This is a genomic window from Streptomyces sp. NPDC091209, from assembly GCF_044757755.1.
In the GTDB taxonomy this organism is placed as follows: Bacteria; Actinomycetota; Actinomycetes; order Streptomycetales; family Streptomycetaceae; genus Streptomyces.
Genome location: NZ_JBIVVR010000013.1, coordinates 256,454 through 282,182 on the forward strand (window position 1 = coordinate 256,454; position 25,729 = coordinate 282,182).

Annotated in this window: 16 protein-coding genes; 10 read left to right on the plus strand and 6 right to left on the minus strand. The window is 71.1% G+C overall.

Annotated features, from left to right (window positions below; all coding sequences use genetic code 11):
* The first annotated feature begins 28 nt into the window (after positions 1–28).
* Positions 29–1,201: a VWA-like domain-containing protein gene (locus ACIQRL_RS32310; protein ID WP_401338191.1), complete on the plus strand. Its 1,173-nt coding sequence runs from the start codon at positions 29–31 to the stop codon at positions 1,199–1,201.
* Positions 1,202–2,060: 859 nt separating this feature from the next.
* Here the strand turns inward: ACIQRL_RS32310 and ACIQRL_RS32315 are convergent.
* Positions 2,061–3,215, minus strand: a complete 1,155-nt coding sequence (locus ACIQRL_RS32315) for a hypothetical protein (RefSeq protein ID WP_401338193.1) — start codon at positions 3,213–3,215, stop codon at positions 2,061–2,063.
* A gap of 89 nt (positions 3,216–3,304) precedes the next feature.
* On the opposite strand from ACIQRL_RS32315, the gene ACIQRL_RS32320 reads away from it, so the two are divergent.
* The 9 genes from ACIQRL_RS32320 (at position 3,305) to ACIQRL_RS32360 (ending at position 17,991) form a co-directional block, all read left to right on the plus strand.
* Positions 3,305–5,062, plus strand: coding sequence for an FHA domain-containing protein (locus tag ACIQRL_RS32320; RefSeq protein WP_401338195.1), 1,758 nt, complete (start codon positions 3,305–3,307; stop codon positions 5,060–5,062).
* Positions 5,059–6,636 carry a protein kinase gene (locus ACIQRL_RS32325; protein ID WP_401338197.1) on the plus strand — a complete coding sequence of 526 codons (1,578 nt, stop codon included), beginning with the start codon at positions 5,059–5,061 and terminating at the stop codon, positions 6,634–6,636. The genes ACIQRL_RS32320 and ACIQRL_RS32325 overlap by 4 nt, the downstream gene beginning before the upstream one ends.
* Before the next feature lie 32 nt (positions 6,637–6,668).
* Entirely contained in the window at positions 6,669–8,438 is a 1,770-nt protein-coding gene (locus ACIQRL_RS32330) for a hypothetical protein (protein ID WP_401338199.1), read from the plus strand.
* A gap of 133 nt (positions 8,439–8,571) precedes the next feature.
* Positions 8,572–9,804, plus strand: coding sequence for a cytochrome P450 (locus ACIQRL_RS32335; protein ID WP_401338201.1), 1,233 nt, complete (start codon positions 8,572–8,574; stop codon positions 9,802–9,804).
* A gap of 374 nt (positions 9,805–10,178) precedes the next feature.
* A complete protein-coding gene (locus ACIQRL_RS32340; protein ID WP_401338203.1) occupies positions 10,179–10,664 on the plus strand; it encodes a VOC family protein in 486 nt (161 codons plus the stop codon).
* Positions 10,665–10,821: 157 nt separating this feature from the next.
* The gene (locus ACIQRL_RS32345) at positions 10,822–11,112 is read left to right on the plus strand and encodes a hypothetical protein (RefSeq protein WP_401338205.1); all 291 of its coding nucleotides are present in this window, start codon (positions 10,822–10,824) and stop codon (positions 11,110–11,112) included.
* A gap of 551 nt (positions 11,113–11,663) precedes the next feature.
* A complete protein-coding gene (locus tag ACIQRL_RS32350; RefSeq protein ID WP_401338207.1) occupies positions 11,664–13,754 on the plus strand; it encodes a hypothetical protein in 2,091 nt (696 codons plus the stop codon).
* Between the two features lie 457 nt (positions 13,755–14,211).
* Positions 14,212–15,201: an aldo/keto reductase gene (locus ACIQRL_RS32355; RefSeq protein ID WP_401338209.1), complete on the plus strand. Its 990-nt coding sequence runs from the start codon at positions 14,212–14,214 to the stop codon at positions 15,199–15,201.
* A gap of 906 nt (positions 15,202–16,107) precedes the next feature.
* On the plus strand, positions 16,108–17,991 hold the full coding sequence (locus tag ACIQRL_RS32360) for an ATP-binding cassette domain-containing protein (RefSeq protein WP_401338241.1): 1,884 nt from the start codon (positions 16,108–16,110) through the stop codon (positions 17,989–17,991).
* Positions 17,992–18,323: 332 nt separating this feature from the next.
* Here the strand turns inward: ACIQRL_RS32360 and pntB are convergent, their stop codons facing one another.
* The 5 genes from pntB to ACIQRL_RS32385 form a co-directional block, all read right to left on the minus strand.
* Positions 18,324–19,778, minus strand: coding sequence for a Re/Si-specific NAD(P)(+) transhydrogenase subunit beta (pntB, locus tag ACIQRL_RS32365; protein ID WP_401338212.1), 1,455 nt, complete (start codon positions 19,776–19,778; stop codon positions 18,324–18,326).
* Between the two features lie 6 nt (positions 19,779–19,784).
* Positions 19,785–21,341: a Re/Si-specific NAD(P)(+) transhydrogenase subunit alpha gene (locus ACIQRL_RS32370; protein WP_401338214.1), complete on the minus strand. Its 1,557-nt coding sequence runs from the start codon at positions 21,339–21,341 to the stop codon at positions 19,785–19,787.
* A 631-nt stretch (positions 21,342–21,972) separates the two neighbouring features.
* Positions 21,973–22,419: a hypothetical protein gene (locus tag ACIQRL_RS32375; protein WP_401338216.1), complete on the minus strand. Its 447-nt coding sequence runs from the start codon at positions 22,417–22,419 to the stop codon at positions 21,973–21,975.
* 306 nt (positions 22,420–22,725) lie between these two features.
* Positions 22,726–23,322, minus strand: a complete 597-nt coding sequence (locus ACIQRL_RS32380) for a nucleotidyltransferase family protein (RefSeq protein ID WP_401338218.1) — start codon at positions 23,320–23,322, stop codon at positions 22,726–22,728.
* Between the two features lie 293 nt (positions 23,323–23,615).
* Positions 23,616–25,352, minus strand: a complete 1,737-nt coding sequence (locus ACIQRL_RS32385) for an MOSC domain-containing protein (RefSeq protein WP_401338243.1) — start codon at positions 25,350–25,352, stop codon at positions 23,616–23,618.
* Between the last annotated feature and the right edge of the window lie 377 nt (positions 25,353–25,729).

Here is a 25,729-nt window from a genome sequence, read left to right on the forward strand (position 1 = left end):
CACGGGAGACGCCCGCAGTGCCCTGGACATGACCAAACTGCTGGCGGCCCGCTACCGGGCGGCCGCCGACCGGCCGTATCTGGCGGCGGCGTTGTACAGCCTGACCGTCGTACCGAGCACCGAGGTGCCGACGATGGGGGTGGACCGGCACTGGCGCTGCTATGTGTCCCCTGCCTTCGTCGAGGCGACGGCGGTGCCCGAGCTCGCGGGCGTGTGGGTGCACGAGGTGGCGCATCTGCTGCGCGACCACCACGGCCGGGCCGACCGGCTGCCCGCCGCCGACCAGCACGACTGGCATCGCGTCAACGTCGCGCAGGACTGTGAGATCAACGACGATCTCCTCGCCGACGGCCTGCGGCTGCCGGAGGGCCGCATGGAACCCCGCCGGTTCGGCCTTCCCGAGGGCAAGTTGTTCGAGGTGTACGTCGACCTGCTGCCGCCGCGGGTGCGCACGCCGGACTGCGGATCGGGCGCCCACGGCCGGCCCACGCCGTGGGACCTGCCGGGTTCCGCCGGGCCGGCCCGGATCGGCGAGGTGGAGGCGCAGGCACTGCGGCGGCAGACGGCCGACGCGATGCGCGCCCATGAACGCAGTCGTGGCTTTCTGCCCGGTGGCTGGCGACGCTGGGCCCAGGAGATCCTGGAACCCACCGTGGACTGGCGGCAGGCGCTGTCCGGCGCGGTCCGGGAAGCCGCCGCATGGGCGGGCGGAGCCGTCGACTACACCTACCGCCGCCCCTCGCGCCGCACCCCGGCCCTGCGCGGTGTCGTTCTGCCGAGCCTGCGCCGGCCGCTGCCGCGGGTCGCCGTGGTCATCGACACCTCCGGTTCGATGGGCGACGGCGAACTGGCCGCCGCCCTCGCGGAGGTGACGGGTGTCCTGCGCGAGGTGGGCGTACGGGGCAATCGCGTGACCGTGCTCGCGTGCGACGCCGACGTCCAGGCCGTGTCCCGGGTGACGGCCACCGAGCAGATCACCCTGGGCGGCGGAGGCGGCACGGACATGCGCGTCGGTATAGACGCCGCGCTCGCGACGCCGGACCGCCCGAACATCGTCGTGGTGCTCACCGACGGGATCACCCCCTGGCCCGACGAGAACCCGCCCTGCCGCGTCATCGCGGCTCTGATCGGCTCCAGCGCACCGCAGCCTCCCGGCTGGGTGGAGACCGTACGCATCCCGGATCTCGACCTGACGCCGTGAGTCCGGTGCTGTCCACGTTCACCCGTGAACTGGACGGCGGCGCGCGCCGGCCGTAGCCCGGGGTGACCGGGAACCAGTCGCCCCGGACCGGCTCCGGTTCGTCCGCCCAGCCGAGCCGGAGCGTACGACCCGGCGGCCGGGCGCCATCGGACGCGGGGCCAGCCGACCGGGCCCATGACAGGGCGGACTACCCGCGAATCCGCATGCTGGAGCCTGTTCCCCGCCCGGGCTGATCCCGAAGAGCCGGCCGGACATTCAACGATGGACGGCGACGGCGTCCCCTCAACCGGTGAGGCGGGCTGCCCGGACTGCCTCACCAGTGGCCGTATCCGATCGGTGCGCGGCAGGGACGGCCGCCCCTTCCGGAGGCATATTCGCCGGGGTGCCCTGCTCCCGGCCTTGCGCGGGTCATGCCATGCCCCATATAACCGTCCGTGCAGGCATCGGTGGGGATGGCCGGAAATGGCAGTTGCCACCGGTCACGGGGGATCCTCTGCTCCGCCGGGATCAGACAGCAGCGTACGCAGACCCACGGAGACCCGAGGACATGACCGACAACGCCTTTCGCGATGCCATGACCCGCCTCGCCGTCGACCCGGCCTTCAGAGCCGAACTCGACGGTGACACCGAGGAGGTGGCCCGAAGACTCGGCCTGACAGCCGCGCAGGTCGGCGAGCTCCGCGCCCTCCGCGTCGAGTCCGGCACGGCCGGGGGACCGGCCGCACTCGATCCGCGGCTGTCCAAGTCGTCCCTGTTCTTCGGGAGCGCTGCACACGCCCTGGCGCACCATGACGTCCCGGCCGTCCCGGCCGACCACCTGTCCGGTGAGCACGCCTCCGTCGACCACGCGCCCGACCTGTCATCTCCCGCTGACGGCCACGAGGGCGTCGGCGGTTTCGACGTCTCCGCCACCGGTGCCCAGAGCCTGCTCGGCGGAGGGCTGGTCCAGGAGTCGCCGGTCGACGTGAGCGGCGGACTCGGTGAGTTCGGTGACTTCGGGGGGTTCGGGAACGAGGAGGGGACGGACCTCGGCGGGCTCGGAGGGCATGTCGGTGGGGGCGCCGAGGGCGGCTCCGACGGCGGCTCGGGTGACTTCGGCGGGTTCGGTGACGGTGGTACCGGCGGCGGATTCGGTGGCCGGGGTGCCGACGGCGGCTTCGGCGACGGCGGGTTCGGTGACGGCGGCTTCGGCGACGGCGGGTTCGGCGACGGCGGGTTCGGTTCCGGCGGGTTCGGTTCCGGCGGGTTCGGTTCCGGCGGTACCGATGGCGGTCTGGGCGGGTTGGGCCACGGCGGCGCCGGTTCCGGTTTCGGTGACGGCGGTGCCGGATCCGGTGGCGGCCTCGGCGAGTTCGGGGGGCACGGCGGTGGCTCCGGTGGGGAAGGCGGCGGCGACGCCGGTCACTTCGGGCACGGCGGCATCTACGACCGCGGCGAGGACGGTGGCGGCGGAGACAGCGGTGGCGGCGAGGGTGGTGGCGGAGACAGCGGTGGCGGGGACAGTGGTGGCGGGGACAGCGGTGGCAGTGGCGGTGGCGGCGACCAGGAGAACACCGGACGTCGGCCCGGCGGCGGTGAGGGCGGCGGTGGCGCTGGTGAAGGCGGTGGCGGAGGCGGTGAAGGTGGCGGCGGAACCGGTGACGGCGGCTCCGGCGGCGAGGGCGGTGGCCACGGCGGCTCCGGCGGCGGTGATGGTGGCGGCGACGGCGGGGGCGGCGAAGAGGGCGGCGGCCACGGTCACGACGGCGGCTCCGGTGGCGGCGGGGGCGAAGGCGGCAGCGGCGGTGGAGACCAGGAGAACACCGGCCGACGCCCCGGAGGCGGAGGTGAACCCGGTGGCGGCGACGACGGCAGCGGCGGCGGCAGCCAGGAGAACACCGGACGCCGGCCCGGCGGCGGTGGAGAACCCGGCGGTGGCGACGGCGGCGGCGGTGGCCGCGCGGGCATCCTCGGCGGCGCCGAGAGCGTGCGCGGCGGTGTGAGCACCCCCGGCCTCGGCGGCATCGCCACCCACCTCTCGCCCTCCGCGCCCGGAACCGACACCGACGGCGGCTTCTCCGGCGGAACGTCTCTCAGCGGCTCCGGCGCGGGCTGAGCCGACGCATGCTCTGCCACGCCTGCCGCGTCCACGTGCGGCGCGACTTCCCGTACTGCCTGTACTGCGGCACGCTCCGCCGCGGCGCGGCACCGACGTCGTACGCCGCGCCGCACCTGCGCGGCCTCGACGACCCCGCCCTGCTCGTCCCGCTCACCGGCCCGGTCACCACACTGGGCCGGGGCTCGGACAGCGACGTCGTCCTGCCCGACGCCAGTGTGTCGCGCCGCCACGCCCGGATCGTCCGCACGGAGTCGGGCTTCCGAATAGAGGACCTCGACTCGTTCAACGGCACGGCCGTCGCGGGCGTCGACCTGCACGGCGGCGCCGCCCACCTCGCCGACGGCACCGAACTGTCCGTCGGCGACGTACGCATGATGTTCGAACAGCCCCGCGACGCCCACATCGGCCAGCGCACCCAGGTCGTCGGCACCCAGCTCACCCAACTCCCCAGCACAGAGCAGGAGGCGGCACCGGAGGCGAACGGCCCACTCACCGCACGTCCCCGCCGCCGCTCCGGCTGGGCGCTCAAGCAGGTGCCCGCCGACCGCGGCGAACCCCACTGGGTGTTGAACAACACCCGCACCGGCGTGTATCTGGAGCTGGACGAGCGCGAGGTCTTCCTGTGGCACGCCGTCGACGGCGAGAACACCGTACGGGACCTGCTGTTCGCGTATGCCGACCGCTTCGGCGAGCTCGCCCTCCCGCGCATCGAGACGGCGCTCGCCGCGTTCGCGAACGCGGGACTGCTGCGCGGCCTGCCCGGCCGCACCGAGGAGACGGAACGCAAGGGCTGGCGCCGCGCGGGACGGGCCGTGTACCGGGCGCTGCTGAAACTGGAGATCTCGGTCCCCGGCCTCGACCGGACCGTCACGCGCCTCTACCAGGCCTTCGGCTGGCGGTTCTTCAGCCGGACCGGCGTGGCCCTGGTCTGGCTGTCGGTGATCGGCGGCCTCGCCGCGTTCTTCGTCGCGCAGCGCCGGCAGCACCTGCTGGACTTCGGCGGGGCGGGCGTCTGGGGCCCGGTGCTCCTGGCCGCCGGATACGTGTCCGCCCTGGTCGTCCACGAGCTGACGCACGCGCTGGCCGTGAAATCGTACGGCCGCAAGGTCAGGCGCGGCGGGTTCCTGCTCATGATGGGCATGCCGTTCGCGTTCGTGGACACCAGCGACATGTGGTTCGGCACCCGCTGGTCGCGGGTCGTCGTGGCGCTGTCCGGGCCGCTGTCGACGGGGGCGCTGGCCGGCTGGTGCGCGGCCGGCGCCGCCTCCCTGCCCGCCGGACCGGCCTCGGCCGTCCTCTTCCAACTGGCCTTCGGGCTCTACCTGAACACGCTCTACAACTTCAACCCCCTGATGCCGCTGGACGGTTACCAGGCGTTGACCGACGCGCTGCGCGTGCCGCGGCTGCGTGAGGAGGCCGGCGCCTACTTCCGCAAGGGCCTCTGGCAGGACCTGCGCGCGGGCAGCCGGCCCGGGCCTCGGCAGGCGGGCATGGCCGCGTACGGACTCGCGGTCGTCGTCGGCACGTACGGCTTCCTCGCCCTCGCCCTGCTGGCCTGGCGCTCCCGGATCGGCGACCTGCTGGACGGGTGGCTGTCCCCGCCGTGGACCACGGTGATCGAGGCCGTCGTGGTCGCCCTGGTCGCCTTCCCCGTGTGGTCCGCGCCGGTGCGGTGGCTGACGCGCCGTGTGCGCCGCCGCCATCACGCGAAGGATACGGAGCCGAGGCCGACGGTGGGCGCGGCCGTGGAGGGGGCGGCATGACGCAGGATCCGGAAAGGGTCGAGGGCGGCGACTGGGCCGTCCCCGGCTACGAACCCGTACGCATGCTCGGCGAGGGCGCCGGCGGACGGGTCGTACTGGCCCGGCACACCACGACCGGCGTGCCCGTCGCGATCAAGTACCTGAGCGGGCGCCTGCACGGCGACCGGGAGTTCCTCACCCGTTTCCGCGCGGAGGCCCGGCTGCTGGGCGGGCTGCGGCACCCGTGCGTGGTGCGGCTGTACGAGTACGTCGAGGCGCGCGGCGGTGCCGCCATCGTGATGGAGGCGGTGGACGGCGTCAGCCTCCGCCAACTCCTGCGCCGGCAAGGGGCGACCGGCCCCGAGGCCGCCCTGGTCCTGCTCAAGGGCTCGCTGCTGGGCCTCGGCGCGGCCCACGCGGCCGGGGTGGTCCACCGCGACTACAAGCCGGAGAACGTGCTGGTCCGCGCCGACGGCACGAGCGCGCTCGCCGACTTCGGCATCGCCGTACGCACCGGACGCGAGACCGAGGCCGCCGGCACGCCCGCCTACATGGCGCCCGAGCAGTGGCAGGGCGAACCGGCGGGACCGGCGGGGGACGTGTACGCCGCGGCGGCCGTGTTCCACGAGTGCCTGACCGGGCGCCGCCCGTTCACCGGCGACGACGTGACCGCGCTGCGCCTGCAGCACCTGCGGGCCCCCGTCCCCTTGGACGACGTACCCGATCCGGTACGCGGGCTGCTGCGCAGGGGACTGGCCAAGGACCCGGCGGACCGGCCGGGCATCGAGGCGTTCCTCGCCGACCTGGAACGGTCGGCCACCGAGGGGTACGGCGCCGACTGGGAGGAACGCGGCCGTCGCAGACTCGCCGAACTCACCGCGCTGCTGGCCCTGTTGTTCCCGTTCACCGCGACAGCGACGCTCGACGCACCGGCCCGCGCCCTGACCCTGCTGGGGCGGGTGAGGCGCAGCGGATGGAAGGCCGCCGCCGGGGCGGCCGCGCTGGCGGTCGTGGCCGGCGGCGCGACGTCCGTGGCAGCCCGTCCGCACGACACGGCGACGACGGTGGCCAGTTCGGTGCCGTCGGGGGTCAACTCGCCCACACCACCCGCCTCTTCATCCTCCGGTACGCCCACTGCCGTCCCGACCACGGCCGACGTCACGTCCTCGGTCACCCCCTCGGCCACCCCGGAGAGCCCGTCGGCCTCACCCACGACCTCGGCCAGCACGGCCCCGCCGGCGGAACCGCCCGCGCCGACGACCGTACCCCCGGCCTCGCCGACGCCCGGCACGGTCACGATCACCGTCGGTTCCTGGCGGCGGGGGCAGACCCAGGGCACGCTGATCGCCGACGTCACCGTCGACACCACCGGGACCGGGTCCCTGACCGTCACGGCGGACTACTACGTCGACACGCCCGCCGATCCCTACGGAAACCGGACCGAGGTGCTGTCCGGCGGCACGCACTACCCCGTGACCTTCGAGGCGGACTTCTCCAACCACCCGTGCCGGGGCACCTGGATGGTCACGCTCACCACCACTCCGGCCGCCGCGAACGGACCGCAGACAGCCTCCCTGGACGCTCCGCCGTGCTGAGCGACGACGACCGACGGCGAGAACGGATCGACATGACGACAACCACCACGGTCGCCGGGCGCCCCCTGACGGGCTGGACGCGGGACGCGCGCCACGGCACCTGGCGCGCGCTGCTCCCGGGCCGGACCGGTGAGCCCGAGCTCGGCGCGCTGCGCATCGACCGTGCCCTGCTCACACCGGAGGGCACGCGCGAGCGGCTCGCGGCGACCGTGCTCGCCGTCGCGAAGCTCCGGCTGCCCGGGGTACTCGGCACGGTCGACCTCGTCGCAGAGGCGGGGGAGGTGTGGCTCATCACCGCCCGTCCACCGGCTCCCACCCTCACGGACCTGCTGGCCCGCGGGGGTACGGGCCTCGACGCAGGCAGCGCGGCCAGTGTCCTGAACGAGACCGCGCAGAGCCTGCTCGCCCTGCACACGGCCGGACTCGCCCACGGGGCGCTGGACGCGGACAACGTCGTCCTCGCACCGGACGGCGTCGCCCTGCTCGCCGAGGCCGCGTTGGGCACGGTGCTGGGTGGCGCGCCGGACTGCGCGCGCCGCGAGGCCGACGTGGCGGCCTGGGCCGGCCTGGCCAGCACCCTCGGCGAGGAATGGGCGGGCACCGGTACCCCGGCGGCCGCTCTGTTCGCGCACTGCTCCGCCACCGCCGGTTCCGAGGGGCTCGCGGCGGCCCGAGCGGCACTGGTCGCGGGGCGCGCGGCGCTCCCGGCGGGTTTCCTGCGACGTACGGAGCTCCGCGCGGCGGTGGCCGCGGCGACCCCGGAGATCACCACGACGTCATTGCCACCAACGGCACCAACGGCACCAACGGGGCCAATGGTGTCAGCGGTGGATGATATAGGGGCGAACGCGCAGCGCGTAAGCACCCTGGCGGAGGGAGGCGCAGCCGCCGCTTCCGGAGCTCCCGGTGGTGAAGCCGCCGGATTTGAAGCCGCAGCGCCCGCAGCCGCAGATTCAGAGGTCGCGGGTACCGGGGTCTTGGGTTCGGAGGGCGCCGGTGCCGGGGACTTGGGTTCCGCGGGCGCGGGTGCCCGGGACGTGGGTTCCGAAGGCACAAGCCCCCGAGCCGTGGTCCCGGAAGTGGACAGGCCCAGGGATGCCGTTCCGGACGAGCAGCTCACCATGCCCGGCCGCACCCGCTCCGCCCCGCACCAGCCCCACCCCACCGCCTCGGACGACCGGGCCCCCGCCTCGGACGACCAGGCCACTGTGCTCGGCAACCGGAACCGGACCCCCGACGGACCCCGGACAGCGACACCCCCCGAGGCAACTACACCACGCCCGACCGGCGAGGACGACGGCGAGATAATCTTGCGCTTCGGCCCCGGCATCCCCGTCGAGGCCCAGGAAGTCCTCCGGGCCCAGTGGCCCACGGCACCCGTACGACGTGACAGCCGCCCCCACCGTCGAAGACAGCGAGCCTGGATCGCCACCACCGCCTTCCTGACCGCCGTGGCCGTGCTCCTCTGGCTGTTGCTCCGCCCGTCCCCCGCGCCGACGGTCACCGCCGTCGAAGTCCGGGCGCCCGCCGGGCGGTTGCACTGCGGACAGACCGCCGATCTCGTCGGCGTCGTGACCACAGACGGCCGCGGCGGCCCGGTGACGTACCACTGGCTGCGCAGCGACGGCCACGACTCCGGCGAGCTGGTCCACATGGCTCGCCGGGGCGACCGCAGGGTCACCGTGCACCTCCGCTGGACGGTCCGCGGCCCCGGCAGCTTCCGGGGAACCGCCCGCCTGCGGATCGCGCAACAGGGCAAGCCGGCCGAGGCGGAAGCGACCTTCAACTACGCCTGCTCCTGAGGGACCCCCGCTGCGTGCGCGGGGAGCAGAAATTCGGTTCGCACGTACCTCGGGCTGTCAACGCCGGCTTCCGGAATTCCGCCCAATCCGGCGGCGCCGCTCGGTACGGATCATCGATAAGTAGGGTCGGGACATGACCCATACAACTCCCGCTCACCAGGCTCCTATCGACCCCGCGGAACTCGCCCGCGATCCCTACGCCGTGTACGCACAGCTCCGCGAAGCCGGACCCGTTCACCGGATCACGGGGACAGACGGGCTGCCTGCCTGGCTGGTGACCCGCTATGACGACGTACGCGAGACGCTCGCCGATCCGCGGCTCTCCTTGGACAAACGCAACGCGTCGGCCGGCGGGTACCGGGGCATGTCCTTACCACCGGCGCTGGACGCGAACCTGCTCAACATGGACCCTCCGGACCACACCCGCATCAGGCGCCTGGTGTCCCGGGCCTTCACCCCGCGCCAGATCGAGCAGCTGCGCGAGCCGATCCAGCGCACCGCTGACCAGCTGTTGGACGCCATTGCCGCGGCTGAACGCGCGGACCTGATCGCCTCGTACGCCGCGCCGCTGCCGATCACCGTGATCTGCGACCTGCTGGGCGTAGCCCCGGCCGACCGGCTCGACTTCCGTTCATGGACCGACGCTCTCTTCGCTCCCGATCCAACGCGGCCGTCCCAAGCCAAGGAAGGGGTCGGCAACTTGCTGTTGTTCCTCACCCGACTCATCACCGACAAGCGAACCGCCCCGGCCGATGACCTGCTCTCCGCGCTGATCGCCGTGCGCGATGAGGAAGACCGGCTGAGCGAGGACGAGTTGACGTCCTTGGCCTTCCTCATCCTGGTCGCCGGATACGAGAACACGGTTCACCTCATCGGAAACGCGGTCCTGACTCTGCTGCGCCACCCCGACCAGCTGGCCGAGCTGCGGGCGGTTCCCACACGCCTGAGCGCGGTGGTGGAGGAGCTGGCCCGCTACGACGGTCCGATGCCTCTGGCCATCCGCCGGTTTCCGACCGAGGACGTCACCATCAGCGGCGTGGCCATCCCCGCGGGTGAGACGGTCCTGCTGTCTCTTGCCGCCGCCCACCGGGATCCGCAGCGCTTCACCGACCCGGACCGATTCGACATCGACCGCGACGCCACAGGCCACCTCGCTCTTGGCCACGGCATCCACTACTGCCTGGGCGCTCCGTTGGCCCGCATGGAAACCGAGATCGCGCTGTCCGCGCTCTTCGAGCGTTTCCCCGGCATGGCCTTGGACGTGTCGCCGGGCGAACTGCGATGGCGGCCGTCGATGCGATCGCGCGGGCTGCTCACTCTTCCGGTCCGCACCGGCACCACCAAGGAGGCCAGTACGGATCGATGACGGAGTTTGCGGCCTCAATGGGAAATGTCCGTGGAGTTGTCCACGAGGGTGGGTTGAGGGTGGGTTCGGGTCCGACTTCTTTGGCGCGCGGGCCCTGTGTCCGAAACTGGTCTTGCGACGATACGGGCTGCGGCGGGCGCGCCGCCTCAGTCCGGGAGCCTGGCCACCACGGCCTTGAAGAGGCGGTCCTCCTCGGCCGGCCCCTTCGCTGAGGCGCGGGCGGATGGTGGTGCCGTCTTCCGGGTCTGGAGCGGGTTCCTGTGCAGGTGCCGATGCCGGACACACTGGTCCCTTGACCTGAACCAAACTTGAGCTTTTACGGTCGTTGCAGAGCCATAGGAACTGACCAGCGGTGCCTTTCAAGGAGGTTCGCCATGACCGAGCGCACGGCTGACATCGAGATCCCCGACCGTTACCGCTACGCCGTGATCCCGCACATCATGGTCGACGACGCCGCCGCGGCGATCGACTTCTACCAGCGGGCGTTCGGCGCCCGTGAGGACTTCCGGATCGACGCTCCGGGCGGCGGGGTTCTGCACGCCGAGATCACCATCGGACGGTCGACGCTGATGCTGGGCGACGCCGGCGTGGACGAGACGGGGGCAGGCTCCTTTGCCGCGCCGACCTCGCTCGGTGGCCGCACATCCGTCACCCTGCATGTCTTTGTGCCGGACGTCGACAGCTTGGCGGAGCGTGCGGAGGCCGCCGGCGCCGAGATCCTTCAGCCGCCGACGAACATGTTCCACGGTGACCGCACCCTCATCCTCAAAGATTCTTCGGGTCACCTGTGGGTCTTCCTGACCCATACGGAAGACGTCTCGGAGGAGGAACTGCGCCGCCGCCTGGCCGCCGCCGGGTGACGGCGCGGCGACCGGACCGAACAGCGGAACGACGCACCGCCGGATGGGCGCCGGGCCGGTAGTAGTCTGCGCGAGTCATGGTCACAGACGCCTCTGGCCTCGGGGCAGCCCCGCCCAAGTCCCCTGACAGGCGGGGCGTAGCTCAGGGAGGACTTTCATGGTTCGGCGGCAGGTCAGTGATTTCGTGGCCCTCGGTACGCTCCCCTCCGAGACAGGTGAACCTGATGACGCGCTGGGAGACGCGGTCGAGTGCGCCGCAACCCTCCTGGATCTCATCGAGCGGCCGGTGACGGACGACGAGGCGCACGTCCTGGCCGAGTGTTTCGGTGAGGACTTGTGCTTTGGTCTGGCCTGGACGCTGCTGCACCTCATCGAGACCGCGCCGTCCGCACGTACCAGGCAGCCCGAGGCGGCGAAGCGCTGGCGCGAAGGCCTGGCGAACCTGTAATTGCGGCAGCCCGTCGGGCACTTCCGCCCCATCGACGGGGTTCGGGGCGAGTGCCCGAGACGATCGATGACCCGCCTCGGAGACGCCGCCGGACGGGGGCGTGACCGCCGCCGTGACACCGACACCGGTGCGGCAGCGGAGTCCTGGACGACTGTTGACGGTGGCTCACGGCCGCGTCCGGGCGGCCCCCTCGCGGTACCGGCCCTGCCCCTGCTCCGCGAACAACTGGCCCTGCCTCGACGCGGCGGCAGGTTCCAGAGCGTCGGCCACGACGAGGAACTGCAGCGTGTCGGTGATGCCATCATCGCCCGGCTCGATCCACCAGCGCCGCGGTCACCCACCCCGCGAACAGCGGATGAACGAACAATCTCTGTCGGCTCAGCAGGACTTGGCCATGGCCTGAGTGCTCCTGGGCTGGACACACGAAGGCGCTCCTCCCGGGATGAGACGGGAGGGGCGCATCGTGCAGGGGGATGTCAGACCCCTGTGACAGGGTGAGTCCCGGATTGAGATTCGTCCAGGACGGACCCCGGAGACTCCAGGAGCATCACGTGAACAGCCCCGACACCGCCCCGCTGGGCCACCGTACGGCGCGGCGACGTTCGGACCTCGCCACGATCACGACCTGGTGGCGGGAACTCGGCGGCGACGGGTTCCTCGTGCTGCCGCCGCCGAGGCGGAGCCGCTTCACCCAGTCCGACGGCCATACGGACGCCGCCGAACTTCTCGCGACGCGCGGGATCACCGCCCCGACGTCGTTCGCGTACTGGCACTGGCAGTCTCATCAGAGTGCCTTCGACCGCTCCGGCGCACTGACGGGCGAACTGCTGTTGCACTGGGGCGGAGACCACGCCGCGGTCGCCGCCGGGCTCTGCGAGGGCGAGGGGCCGGCCGGGTTCCGGGTCGTCGACGGCGGCCCGCGGAGCGCCTTCCGCATGGACCGGGTCACCCACCGGGACGACGCGGGTCTGCCCGATCCCGTGGACCCCGACGGCGTGCGCCAGTTCCTCCAGGCGCTCGATGAGCCGGTGGACCGCAGCAGTTCCTCCCTCCGGTACCGGTCGCTGACCCCTGCCGAGGCCGAGTGGCTCCACGACCGGCTGAGCGACCCCCTGGACCTCTCCGCGGTCGCCCGGTTCGCGGTCTCGCTGGAGCGGCGGGACGGGCTCTCACCCGACGAGACGGAGCGGCTGCTCAGTGCCTGGCGGCTGTCGTACGAGGGGCGGCTCGCGGAGTGGAGCGCCTGGCGGGAACTGCTCCACGCGCTGCTGCGCCACGGCCACGACGAGGCATGGGAGATCGTCAGCGTCCTCGGCTCCCACGCGTCCGCCGTCCTGTGCCGGGTGCCGTCCGAGCGGGGCCTCGACACAGTGCGGGGGTTCGCGCTCGCCGGCGACCGCGCTTCGGTCCACGCCTGGCTGGCGCTGCACCGGTCGCTCCGCGAGCCCGACGCGGTACGGGCCGCGGCCACCCTCGCGGCGGAACTCACCGCGCACGACACCCCGGAGACGTGCCTGCGCGGGCTGTACGACGCGCTGATCGGGGCCGTCACGGCCGACTGGCGCCGGGAGACGGGGGCGGACCACCGCGCCGGCCGCTCCTTCGCCGCCCTCGCGGCGGTCCGCTTCGGCACCGAAGAACAGCTGCCGCACGTGCTGCGTGTCCTTGCGGCGGACGCGGCCCGTGACCAGGCGGATCTCGTACGCGAGGAGGCGCTCCGGTCCGGCCGTTCCGTGCTCGTCGGCATGGAGCCCGCCGAGATACTGGCCGCCGTGGACCGCTACGAGGCCGCACGGGACGGTCTCCTGTCCGGCAAGGGACCCGATCTCACCGCCTACGAGGGGGCCCTGGGCCGCTTGTGGCACCGGTTCCGGACCCTCACCGACACCGACGTGCGCTGGCTGCGGGAGCGGGTCGCCGACCCGGAGACCGGTCTGCAGGGGCTCGGTTTCTGCCTCGAACTCCTCCTCGCCCATGGCTTGGCCACGGGTGCCGATGTGGAGGCGGTGCTGCCGCGCCGGCTGAAAGACCTCACCAAGATGTACCGGACCACGTACACCGAATGGCGCCACCCGGTCGTCACCTTGACCTGCCTCGCCCTCGACCTGGAGCATCCGGCCGCGGGAAAGCTGGTCGCCTGGTGGAACGGAGCCCGGCCCGTGTGGAAGGACACGCAGCGGCTCCTCACGCACCTCGGTGCCCCCGACGAGGCCAAGGCCGCCGAGCTGTGGGACTTCGTCACCTCGCCCGCTCACGACGTGGGCCAGTTGATGACCTGGGTGCTGGTCCGGGCCCGTCTCGACGGGGAGCACCCGCTGCTCGTGGCAGACCGGTTGTTGGGCACCCCAGGGATCCGCGAGCAGGTCCTGCACCGGGTGCTGATCGGTGTGGCCGACCCTGAACAGCCCCTGTGGCACTACTCCGTCAATCCCCGCAGCAGGAGTTGGTGGCAGCGTGCCCAGGAGGTCGCGGAGAACCCCAGCCTCTCCCCAGAAGCCCGCGCGATGGGCCTGCGGACCGCCCGCGATCACTACCTGATCCGGTACCCGGACCAGGTGACCCCTGCGCCGACCGAGGCCGAACGCGCGTCGGCCCTGGCCTGGATCGACCGGCACGCCGACAGCCGACTCGGCAACGGCTGACCGGTATTCCACCGGTGCGTCGACGATGAGACGGGCCGGTGGACTTCGAAGGGCTCCGTCGAGCCGGTCGGCCGCGGTCGAGACAATGGGGTGCTGTCGCCGCGGAGTGCCCGGACCGGCGGACGCGGTCGCCGGATCAGCCCGTCCGGAAGAGTCTCGTGCGAACACGGGTCCGCCTCATACTCCGGTCTGGAACTGGCAGTGCCCGCGGGGGAGCCTCGCGACCAGCCGGTGGTCACGCGGAGCGATCTGTTCGAGATGCGGCTCGGCCTGAGCGTCGACTTGCGTTGGAGTGCGCTCCACGTCATAGCGTCGCAGACACCACGGCGCACGAAGCCCGTGGACCCGGCGCCCCTCACGGGATGCCTGGTCGTGGAAACCGTCCCTGGACGGACGAGGGGCTTCGTGCCGTCAGACGAACGACGAACGAGTGTGCAGAGAAGAGCTGGGAGAGGGCATGCGGAAGCGCAGTCTGCGGGACCTTGAGGTATCGGCCATCGGCTTGGGATGCATGGGCATGTCCGCCTTCTACGGATCCACGGATCAGGAGGAGGCGATCGCGACCATTCGACACGCCCTCGACCTCGGGGTGAACTTCCTCGACACCGCGCAGATGTACGGGCCGCTCACGAACGAGTCGCTCGTCGGCGAGGCGATCAGGGGGCATCGCGAGGAGTACGTGATCGCGACGAAGTTCAACTACCGGATGGACGACGCCGTACCCGGCGACATCAGCACGGTCGGCCCTCAGGACGGCTCGGCCGAGCACGCCCGGAGCTCGGTCGAAGGCTCCCTTCAGCGTCTGGGGACCGACTACATCGACCTGTACTACCAGCACCGGGTCGACCCGAACGTCCCCATCGAGGAGACGGTCGGCGCGCTGGGCGAGCTGGTCGCCGAGGGCAAGGTGCGCTGCATCGGCCTGAGCGAGGCGAGCGCGGAGACCATCCGGCGTGCCAACGCCGTGCACCCGGTCACCGCGGTGCAGAGCGAGTACTCGCTGTGGTCGCGGGACGTGGAGGCCGAGGTGCTGCCCGCCTGCCGTGAACTGGGCATCGGCTTCGTGCCGTACTCGCCGCTCGGCCGCGGCTTCCTCGCCGGCCGGTTCGCCTCGCCTGACGATCTGGACGCGAACGACTGGCGCCGCCAGAACCCTCGCTTCCAGGATGCCAACCTTGAGGCGAACCAGCGGCTGGCGGCCAAGGTGAAAGAGATCGCCGCCGAGAAGGACGTGCTCCCGGCCCAGCTGGCGATCGCCTGGGTGCTGGCCCAGGGCGAGGGTCTGGTGCCGATCCCGGGCACCAAGCGCCGCACCTACCTGGAGCAGAACGCCGCCGCGGTGGACATCGCGCTGACCAAGGAGGACGTGGCCCGCATCGACGCGGAGCTGCCCGAGGCCGCGGGTGAGCGCTATGACGAGGCAGGGATGCGATCCGTCAACGGCTAGCCGGGCCCGACGGCAGCAGCTGCCGGTTTCCGCCGGCGCCGCGCCGTCTGCTGCGCTGAAGACCACGATCCCCCCGGCCACTTCGGCCTCTTCGGAGTGTCGTCGGGGGGCGTGACGTGTGGTGATCCCTGCGCTGGACCGCTGGTCTGCTGCGCACGCAGGGTGGCGGACCGTCCGTCGAACGGCGGCGGTTTCGGGAGCGGATCCGACACGAGGCCCGGTGAGCGGTTCTCGCGGGTGAGGACACCGCAGTGATCGCGAGGGATTCGCGGGTGAGCGAGCGGTCGGTGGAAAGCAGGCGGTGTCCCTGGCGCCGTGCCTGGCCGGTAGGCGGGATGGACACCTCGCCTTCGCCTCCACGGGCCCGCTGAATCTGCCGATGTCCAACGATCAGCTCGTCGCATCGGAGAAGGCGTTGGCCCTGGTCCCTGCTGAGCACGGCTGGGAAGACCGGCGGTGAAGCCCGGCCCGGATCCGAGGCCTGATGGACGGGGAAGGTCCGGATCGACTGCTCGTCGGCCGGGGTGGTGCGGCGACTGATGCACCGGCACTGTCGGCCCCGGCAGTGTCCCGCCCACCGGACCCGGCAGTGTCCCGCCCGCCGGACCCGGCAGTGTCCCGCCCGCCGGGCACTCAAGCGTGACGTGGGCACGCAGGACCTGTCCTCCAGCGGCAGGCCGGCGGGTCCTCCTTGCGTAACAGGCGTTCCAGACGTCGGCGATTCGGCCAATCCTCGGTGCCCCAGGGCGGCCCCATCACGGTGGCCACGCGGTCGACCCCTTGTGTTTCAAGGGCCCGAGCGCGTCCGGAATCGAGCGCGTTCGAATCCCGTGGTGCGTCGTTATGCCGTGCACCGCCGAACCATCCAGGTGCGGCATCGCCCCCCAAGGAGGGATACAGGTGACGGTGACTGACGCCTCGACTGCAAACAAGGAGACGCCTCCCCCTCCACCCCCGGCCACGATCACCTTCGAGGGCAAGCACGGGAAGAACCCGCTTGCGGACGCCGGTTTCGGGGCCATGTGCCGACGCCTTCCCTCCGTGCTCGGACACACCGCGCGGATGGCGTGGGCTGTCGACAGGACCGGCGTCGTGCTGCTCCTCGTCTGCCAGTTGCTCACCGGCATCGCGGCTGCCGTCGTCCTCGCGTTCACCGCCCAGGCGATGACTCACCTCCTCACTCCCGGTGCCGTGTCCGAACGTCTGCACGCCGCGTTTCCCGCGCTGATCGCGGTGGCGACGGCTGCGGGCATGGGGCGGATCAGTAGCGCACTGTCCTCGTACGCCGACGGACGGATCACCCCTCTTCTGACGACCGAAGCGGACATCGCCCTCGTCGCCGCCGTGTGCCGCGTGGAGTCGGCCGCGTACGGCGAGGACGGATTCACCGACCGGCAGGAGGCCGCCGAAGTCGGCGTCACCCGGACCCGGATGATGGTGCAGGACTCCCAGCGGTTCACGTCCGCCCTGATCCGCATGATCGCCGCGAGCGGGGTCATCACCGCGCTGCACCCGCTGATGCTGCCCCTGCTCCTGCTCGCCGTGCTCCCGGCCGGCACCGGGGCAGTGCTGTCCGCGCGGGTCGACTACGAGACCCACTACCTCAACGTCGGCGACCGCAACGTGCGCTCCATGATGCGCTGGTGGGCCACCTACTCCCGCTACGGCGACGAGGTCCGCGCCAACGGCATGACCGGCTATCTCATCTACTGGTACCGCGCCCTGTCCGACCGTATCGACCAGCGCACCATGACCGCAGCCCCGCGGATGCTCCGTATCGTCCTGGCCACCAGCGCCCTGGGCGGGATGTTCCTGCTGGGCACCTGGGCCACCCTCGCCTGGCTGGCGACCACTGGCCGAGTCGCCCTGCCCATCGCGGCCACAGCCGTCGTGGCCGTCCAGACCACACTGGCCGCGCTCTCCCAGTTCGTCATCCACGGCGCCGCGATGTTCCACACCTCGCTCTACCTGGCCGACATGCGGTCCTTCCTCGAATTGGCCAGTGAACGCGCCCCCAAGCGCGGAGAATCGACCATCCCCGCACGCGTGGAGGAGATCCGCCTCGACGAGGTCGTGTACCAGTACCCCGACAAAGAGGAAGCAGCGGTCGCAGGCGTGTCGCTGACACTGCGCCGCGGGGAGATCCTGGCCGTCGTCGGCGAGAACGGCTCAGGCAAGTCGACCCTGGCCAAACTCATCACCGGCATTCTGCTCGCCGACAAGGGCCGCGTCCTGTGGGACGGCATCGACCTCGCCGAGGCCGACCCCGATGCCGTGTGGAAGCGCACCGCCCTTGTCCCGCAAGGCTTCGCTTGCTGGCCGCTGCGCACCCGCGAGAACATCACCCTCGGCCAGCCGAGGACATTCGACGACGGGCCGGTGTGGGACGTCGTCGACGCCGTCGGCATGCGTGAAGCGATCGAGAAGCTGCCTCAGCAGCTCGATACCCTCCTCGCCAAGGAGCTGTTCGGAGGCGCCGAACTGTCCGGAGGGCAGTGGCAGCGACTCGTGTGCGGCCGCGCGTTGTACCGGCAGACGCCGCTCCTGATCTTGGATGAGCCGACCTCGCAGATGGACGCTCGTGGTGAGCACGCCATCTTCCTGGAGATCAAGCGGATCGCCGTCGAGCGCATGACGATCGTCGTCACTCATCAGCTCGAAAATACGCGGCTCGCCGACCGCATCCTTGTCATGGACAAAGGCCGAGTCATCGAACAGGGCACGTACGAGGACCTGGTGAATGCCGGGGGCCTGTTCGCGGAACTCGTCGACTTGGCCAAGGACCGTTGACGCCCCATGTCCATGCGGAGGGGCGCCTGTTCGGCTCGGGCGTGGAGGTAGCGGTACCTCTGGCGGCCGTCGGCGAGGCCCGGCGCCGTGGCGCCGGGCCCGGAGGGTGAAGGTCAGGCGTGGCCCCGAGCAGTCACCGGCCCGGCACACTGACAGCCTCCCCAGTGCGGTGTCGCCCCAGCGTTCGACGGGGCAACGAGCCCGGAAAGCACACGGCCCACCGCCTCCCACGCGCAGGAGGCGCGTGGGAGGCGGTGGGCCGTGCCGGCAAAGGGACAGAGACGGCGATGCGGCCGTGCGCGAAGCGGACGCGGGCCGCCGGGGTGCGGGCCCTAGCGGGTGAGGGCGGCTTCGCTCGGCGCCTGGCTACGGGGGTCGGAGGTGAGGGCGCGAAGGATCTCCTCGACGCTCTGCTTGGCGTCGCCGAAGAGCATGCCGCTGTTCTCGCGGAAGAACAGCGGGTTCTGCACGCCGGCGTAGCCGGAGGCCATGGAGCGCTTGAAGACCACGACCTGTTCCGCCTCCCACACCCGCAGCACCGGCATGCCCGCGATCGGGCTGGTGGGGTCGTCCGTCGCGGCCGGGTTGACGGTGTCGTTGGCGCCGATGACCAGGACCACCGACGTGTCGGCGAGGTCGTCGTTGATCTCGTCCATCTCCAGCACGATGTCGTACGGCACCTTGGCCTCGGCCAGCAGCACGTTCATGTGCCCGGGCAGACGGCCCGCCACGGGGTGGACGCCGAAGCGGACCTCCACGCCCCGCTCGCGCAGGCGACGCGTGAGCTCGGCGACCGGGTGCTGCGCCTGCGCGACGGCCATGCCGTAGCCGGGGGTGATGACGACCGACCGGGCCTGCGTCAGCAGATCCGCCACCTCCTGGGCGTGGATCTCGCGGTGCTCGCCCTGTTCCTGGTCCCCGGTCGCGGGAGCCTCGATGCCGAACCCGCCCGCGATGACCGAGAGGAAGGACCGGTTCATCGCCTTGCACATGATGAAGGACAGGTAGGCACCCGAGGATCCGACCAGCGCGCCGGTGACGATCAGCAGGTTGTTGTCGAGCAGGAATCCCGCCGCGGCGGCGGCCCAGCCGGAGTAGCTGTTGAGCATGGAGACGACGACGGGCATGTCACCGCCGCCGATCGAGGCGACGAGATGCCAGCCCAGGACGAGTGCGAGCACCGTCACGGCGATCATCAGGCCGAGGCTCGGGCTGACCGTGAACCAGACCGTCAGCGCTACGAACGCCACCAGCGCCGCGACGTTGAGCGCGTTCTTGCCCGGCAGTACCAGCGGACGGGACTTGACGCGCGCCGACAGCTTGAGGAACGCGACGATCGAACCGGTGAAGGTGACCGCGCCGATGAAGATGCCGATGAACACCTCCGCGTGATGGATCGCCAGCAGGTCGGCCGTGACGTGCGTCTGCGCGGCCCCGTGCGCCTCGACCTCCAGGTAGCTGTTCCAGCCGACCAGTACCGCGGCGAGACCGACGAAGCTGTGCAGCACGGCGATGAGCTCGGGCATCTGGGTCATCTCGACCTGCCGCGCCCGCCAGATGCCGATCGCGGCGCCGAGCACCATCGAGACGACGATCAGCACGACCGCGCCCGCGGTGATGCTCTGTGCCGCGAGCACGACGGTGGCGACCAGGGCGAGGGCCATGCCGGCGATGCCGTACACGACACCGGCACGGGAGGTGCGGTGCTGGGACAGCCCCGCCAGGCTGAGGATGAACAGCAGGGCGGCGACCAGATCCGCCGCGTGGGAGGCTGTGGTTGACGTCATTGCGGCTCAGCCCTTCGAGAACATGGACAGCATGCGGCGGGTGACGGCGAAGCCGCCGAAGATGTTCACGCTCGTCAGCAGGATCGCCACGAACGAGAGCGTGGTGACGACCGCGCTCTCGTGCCCGATCTGCAGCAGCGCCCCGATCACCACGATCCCGGAGATCGCGTTGGTGACGGACATCAGCGGCGTGTGCAGCGCGTGGTGCACCTTGCCGATCACGTAGTAGCCGATCACCACCGCCAGCGTGAAGACCGTGAAGTTCGCCGCGAGTTGCGCGGGGGCGAAGGCGACCAGGGCGAACATGGCCAGCATGCCGGCGCCGATCAGGGCGAACCGGGCCGCCGGGGTGAGCCGCGGCTCCTTCGGCTCCGCGGCCACTGCCACGGGGGCGGGCTGCGCGGCGGGCGAGGCCGAGACGGCCACGGGCGGTGGGGGCCAGGTGATCTCGCCCTCGCGTACGACGGTCACCGCACGCTGGACCACGTCGTCGAAGTCGATGACCAGCCGGCCGTCCTTGCCGGGGGTCAGCAGCTTGAGGAGGTTCACCAGGTTGGTGCCGAACAGCTGTGAGGCCTGGGTGGGCAGCCGCGACGCGAGATCGGTGTAGCCGATGATGGTGACGTCATTGTCCGTGACCACGGTGCGGCCCGCGACGGTTCCCGCGACGTTGCCGCCCTGGGCGGCGGCCATGTCGACGATGACGCTGCCGGGCTTCATCGCCGCCACATCCTCGGCGGTGAGCAGGCGTGGGGCGGGGCGGCCCGGGATCAGCGCGGTCGTGATGACGATGTCCACGTCCTTGGCCTGCCCGTGGTACAGCTCGGCTGCGGCACGGTCGTAGTCCGCGGAGGTCGCCTTGGCATAGCCGTCGGTGCTCTCCTCCTGCGCCACGTTCACCGCGAGGTATTCGCCGCCCAACGACCGGACCTGGTCGGCCACTTCCGGTCGCGGATCGGTGGCCCGAACGATCGCACCGAGACTGGAAGCGGCGCCGATGGCGGCCAGCCCGGCCACACCGACGCCGGCCACCAGCACCTTCGCGGGCGGGACCTTGCCCGCGGCCGTCACCTGGCCGGTGAAGAAACGCCCGAACACGTGCGCCGCCTCGATCACGGCTCGGTAGCCGGCGATGTTGGCCATGGAACTGAGCACGTCCATCGACTGCGCCCGCGAGATCCGCGGTACCGCGTCCAGGGCCAGTACGGTGATCGGTCGGCTCGCGAGTTCCGCGAGGAGGTCAGCCTGCTGGGCCGGGCTGATCAGCCCGATCAGCGTCGCACCGTCGGGCACGCGCGCGATCTCGCCCGGCGAAGGGGAGTTGACCTTGAGCACGACGTCCGCCTGCCAGGCGTCGCCGATCCGCGCCCCCGCCTCACCGTAGGTGTCGTCCGCGAAGCCCGACGCCGTGCCGGCGTCCGACTCGACGACGACGTCGTAGCCCAGCCCCACCAACTGGCGCACGGTGGCGGGCGTCGCCGCGACACGGGTCTCCCCGGGAGTGGACTCCGCCACCACCCCGATGCGCTGGGGCGGGTGGTGGGCCGGTTCTTGTGCGGGCATGGCAATGTCTCCCTCAGGGGGCGCAGATCTGGCGGCACACATATGTGATCAGGGGGAGTCCGCACCCCTTGGACGCAGGAACTTACATGGTGGAGCAGGTTGTTCGGCACAGTGAGCAACCGTGACTTGTTTCACGCGAGGTGTGTCGCCGACAACACGACGGCAGAGGTGTCGCGGTCCGGTGTTCTGGAAATGTGCCCCCCGATTCGGTGTCTCCTGGGTGGGCATCGCTCCAGCCCCCGACAACTCCGCGAGTTCACGAAGTGGACATTCCGGGTGCCGGCAACGTCAAGTCGTACCAGGATCTGGCGTCTCGTCGCGGTGCTGCTGTCCGCGGCGCTCATCTAGGCGTGACCGGGTTCCCGCGAGGATGCCCCGGCTCCCGGGCCGGGGAGGGATCGGGCTCCCGTGGAGCAGGACAGGGGGATTCGGATCGCCGTCAGGGCGACGCGACAGGCGCAGAGCATCCGCGCGAACGGATCGGTGAGGACCTGGACTCCCTCAAGTTGCCCCGTCAAGGCCTGGAGCGGCTGGGTCTGCTGCGAGGGTGGGGCTGCTACCCGGTTCCAGGCCTCGGGGGTGCTGACCCGGGAACGGTCAGGACCACGGGTCGTCCAAGTGGTCTTCGGCGTCAGGTGTGTCGGGCCGCAGCATGGTGCGCATGCAGCGGCGCAGGCCGTTTCCCACTTTGGTGCCGCAAGCGCGCCACTTCGGCTGCCACCGCCAGAGCCTCGACGCGGTGGTCGGCCTCCGGGTCGGTACCGATCCGGATCAGGAAGGGCGCCGTCGGCGCCACTGCGGCCCTCATGTCGTTGGCGCACAGGCCGATGAGCATGCCGAGGGAAGTGTGGACGGCGTCGCCCGCGCGCAGCCGCTCCATGTGCTTCCGAACGCCGGCACCTTCCGGGAAGCGGTCCCAGGGCACCTCCTCAAGCAGGAACCCGTCCCTGGCCTCCGTACGGATGCCCGCCACCACCGCGCGGACGTCGAGAGGCCCTCCCGCCTGTTGGAGCGGATCCCCATCCACGAACGCCCGCGCCACCGCCCGGTAGGCGAGGTCGCTCTCCCATGAACTCACCGGCACCCTCCGTGGAGAACTCTCCCTGAGGCCCGGCATGGTGACGCCGGAGGAAGTCCGAACCTGCAGCGGATCATGCCAGCCGCCACAGCCGACACCGGGCCGACGGTCCCCTGGGGCGGGGAGCGGGTTGACTGGCTGTCGGCATGCGGTTCGCGGGGGCTCAGCCGGCCTTGGAGGGCGCTTCGACGCGGCCATCATCGAGACCGGCACGGACCCATACCGCCTCGCCCGGACGAAAGCCCGCGCTGAACAGGCTGCCTCGCTCTGACCCGCAAGCGTCGAGACGGGCAGGACGACCGGGTATCAGCCCGGCCAGGGCAGCACGGAGAGTTCGGGCCACTGGCTCCTCCACCGCGATGCCTTGGTCTCGTAGACGGTCCGCGGGGCAAGCGCCGGATTGGGGCGGACAACGAGGTTGAACACGTCGGAGAGTCCGTGAGGGGCATAGACGCGCCAGCGTCCGTCCGGCTCCAGCCGCACTCCCAAGCAGCATGTCGTCGCAGCGAAGGAGTCGATCGCGGACTCGGTGGATTCGTACGGCCGGCACGGCACGCCGAACTTCTCCTCGTACCAGAGGTGCACGCGTGCTTCGTTGCGGATCTCCACCTCCGCCGGCACCCCGTCGAACACCTCCTGCCCAGCATTGATCACCGCGTCTTCCGCCTCCCAGGACAGATCGGAGCTGTCGAAGTAGAAGACGTCGTAGTCCTTGATGCCGCTGGTCGGCTGCCTGTCAGTGACGACGTTCCAGACTGTCTGGAACAGGCAGCCCGCAGTCACGTACCAGCCAGGCAGATCCAGCGTCGCAGCTCTGGCCAGCACCTCCGTCAAGACTTCATTGCGTGAGAGGACCGTCCGCAAGGCGTCCAGCTGCTCATCAAGGGGGAGTTGACCGATCACTGGTTCTGACTATCACGACGGGTCGGATCGGCGCATGGTGCTGTATGCCTGATCAATAGCCTGTGTCGGCGTCGGGCGGAGTGGTTCTCGTGCTGCTGTGTTGCGCGTGGCTGGTCGTCGTCACGCTCAGTGGATCGGACCTCGGGCTCGACGTTCCGTAACGGCAGACCGGCAGTAGCCGACGCCCTCGCCGCAGGCGTGCGGGTCTTGTGGGGCGTCGACCGGGCCGATGCCGCGCACGCCTCAGCGGCGCACTCGCGGCGGGACTGGTGTGGTCATGACCTGGGCCGTCCTTACATGTCCAGGACGAGATCGGTGTCGGGACGGGCACAGCAGATCAGTGCCTGTCCCGCGGCGGGAGCCTCGAGCGGGGGAGAGGTGTAGGCGATCTCGCCTGACAGGAGAGAGGTGACGCACGTGTGGCACACCCCGGTCCGGCAGCTCCAGCGCACGGGCACGTCGCATGCCTCGGCGAGTTCGAGCAGGCTGCCCCGCCCGTCCGCGAACGGTGTCGAGATACCGCTGCGGGCGAAGGTCACCACCGGGCCTGTCCCGGGTGGGCCGGGCGGTTGGTGCGGCCGCAGACCGCTCTGCCCGGTCAGGCCGGGGGTGATCGAGGGCAGCGCACCGAACAGCTCGGAGTGGACGGCGCCAGGGTCGACTCCGGCAGTGGTGAGCGCGTCCTTGATGTCGGTCATGAACGAGGCCGGCCCACAGACGTAGGCGGTCGCGTCTGCCGGGATTCCCAGAGCGATCAGGTTGTCCTTGGTGAGGCGTCCCGGCCGGGCGTGACGGTGACTGTGGTCGCCCGGCCGGGCGGCGCTGTAGAACACGTGCTCGTGGGAGTGCGGCAGCGCGGTGAGCAGGGCGCGTGCCTCGGCGGCCAGTGCGTGTTCCTGGGGGCTGCGGGCACCGTGGATCCACCAGACCTCGCGGGCGCTGGACGAGGCCGCAAGCTCGTGCAGCATGGCCAGTACCGGAGTCAGACCGATACCGGCGGAAATGAGAAGGACCGGGCCCGTGCCCTCCTGGAGCACGAAGTCGCCTCGGGGCGCCGCGGCGTCGAGCATCGCGCCCGGTCGCAGCTTCGTGGTCAGATACGCGCTGGCGGCGCCTCGCGGTTCGTGTTTGACGCTGATCCGATAGAGGCCGCCCTCGGGTGCCGAGGACAGCGAGTAGCTGCGCACGGGGGCAGGATGCCCGGCTCCCCGCACCCGCAGTGTCAGGTACTGGCCCGCGCGGGCGGGAGGGAGCAGGGAGCCGTCCGGGGCGGCGAGGTGGATCGAGGAGACGGTGGCACTCTCGGGAATCACGTCGGCTACGCGCAGAGCCCTGAAGCCGTCCCAAGCCGACGTCGTGCCGGCCGGGGCGGCGGCGCCCGGATCCTCCGCGGCCTCGATCAGTTCACGGAACGAGCCCTGCCAACCGGGGCTCAGGGCAGGGATGTTCACCGCCAGGCGCAGCTTCTCCGGGTCCCGGTCAGGCAGATAGAGCAGTGCGTCGGTGTCGGCCACGCTGAGCGTGCCCGGTCCGGACCCGATTTTCGTGATCGCGTCGCCGGCCTGGATGAGCCCTTCGCGCAGGACCCGCATGTAGAAGCCGGGACGGTGGTGGCTGACCAGCAGAGCGGGCAGTTCGGGTTCGCCGAGACGCATCCCCACGCGGTAGCAGGTGACCCGCGGCTGGGTCACCTCGAACTCGGCCTCGCCGATGCGGTACCGGTCACCGATGCACACCTCGTCGTCCGAAAGGCCGTCGACGGTGAGGTTCTCCCCGAACTGGCCGTGCCCGAGGTCGTCGCGCCCGAAGTGCTGCTTCCAGTGCCGGTACGACGCGATCTGGTAGACCAGCACGGCCCGTTGCTCACCGCCGTGGCCGGCCGTGTCGCCCTGTCCGTCGCCGTCGATGTTCAGACGCCGCACCATGACAGGTCCGCGCACCGGGTACTTCCACACGCCCGTGAAGACGGTCCGGCCCTGCCAGGGCACATTCTTCGGCATACCGACATTCACCGAAAGCAGCGACGGCATCGGGTCCTCCTTCTCGTGGTAGCTCTCCTCCGGATACGGCGGCAGCGGTCCGGCCCGTCGATCAGGCAACGCTTCGTCGAGGTCGAGGTCGAGGTCGAGGTCGAGGGCCACTCGTGCGAGATGACGTTCCGCCCGGTTCCAGGCTCTGCCGATCACGGCTGATGTGCACCTCGATCTCGTCCGGTTCGAACGACACCGTCCTTGAAATCCGGCCTACCCCGTCCCGCACGGTCTCGTACGCCCACGCCGCAGGCCGACGAGATGGCCGCCGCCCGCGCCTGCCGCCTAATGGGAGCTACGGAGCCGGGGAATGCTTGGTTCCGTAGCCGCCAGGAGGTGAGCACTATTGCCGCCGGAAGCACGGACTTCTGCTGTCA

What these genes read in the sequence shown, in the direction of transcription:
- ACIQRL_RS32310 (WP_401338191.1), top strand. Translation starts at nt 29, where the DNA reads ATGACCAAACTGCTGGCGGCCCGCTACCGGGCGGCCGCCGACCGGCCG.
- ACIQRL_RS32335 (WP_401338201.1), top strand. Translation starts at nt 8,572, where the DNA reads ATGACCCATACAACTCCCGCTCACCAGGCTCCTATCGACCCCGCGGAA.
- ACIQRL_RS32330 (WP_401338199.1), top strand. Translation starts at nt 6,669, where the DNA reads ATGACGACAACCACCACGGTCGCCGGGCGCCCCCTGACGGGCTGGACG.
- ACIQRL_RS32320 (WP_401338195.1), top strand. Translation starts at nt 3,305, where the DNA reads ATGCTCTGCCACGCCTGCCGCGTCCACGTGCGGCGCGACTTCCCGTAC.
- ACIQRL_RS32345 (WP_401338205.1), top strand. Translation starts at nt 10,822, where the DNA reads ATGGTTCGGCGGCAGGTCAGTGATTTCGTGGCCCTCGGTACGCTCCCC.
- ACIQRL_RS32325 (WP_401338197.1), top strand. Translation starts at nt 5,059, where the DNA reads ATGACGCAGGATCCGGAAAGGGTCGAGGGCGGCGACTGGGCCGTCCCC.
- ACIQRL_RS32370 (WP_401338214.1), bottom strand. Translation starts at nt 21,341, where the DNA reads ATGCCCGCACAAGAACCGGCCCACCACCCGCCCCAGCGCATCGGGGTG.
- ACIQRL_RS32340 (WP_401338203.1), top strand. Translation starts at nt 10,179, where the DNA reads ATGACCGAGCGCACGGCTGACATCGAGATCCCCGACCGTTACCGCTAC.
- pntB (WP_401338212.1), bottom strand. Translation starts at nt 19,778, where the DNA reads ATGACGTCAACCACAGCCTCCCACGCGGCGGATCTGGTCGCCGCCCTG.
- ACIQRL_RS32385 (WP_401338243.1), bottom strand. Translation starts at nt 25,352, where the DNA reads ATGCCGTCGCTGCTTTCGGTGAATGTCGGTATGCCGAAGAATGTGCCC.
- ACIQRL_RS32355 (WP_401338209.1), top strand. Translation starts at nt 14,212, where the DNA reads ATGCGGAAGCGCAGTCTGCGGGACCTTGAGGTATCGGCCATCGGCTTG.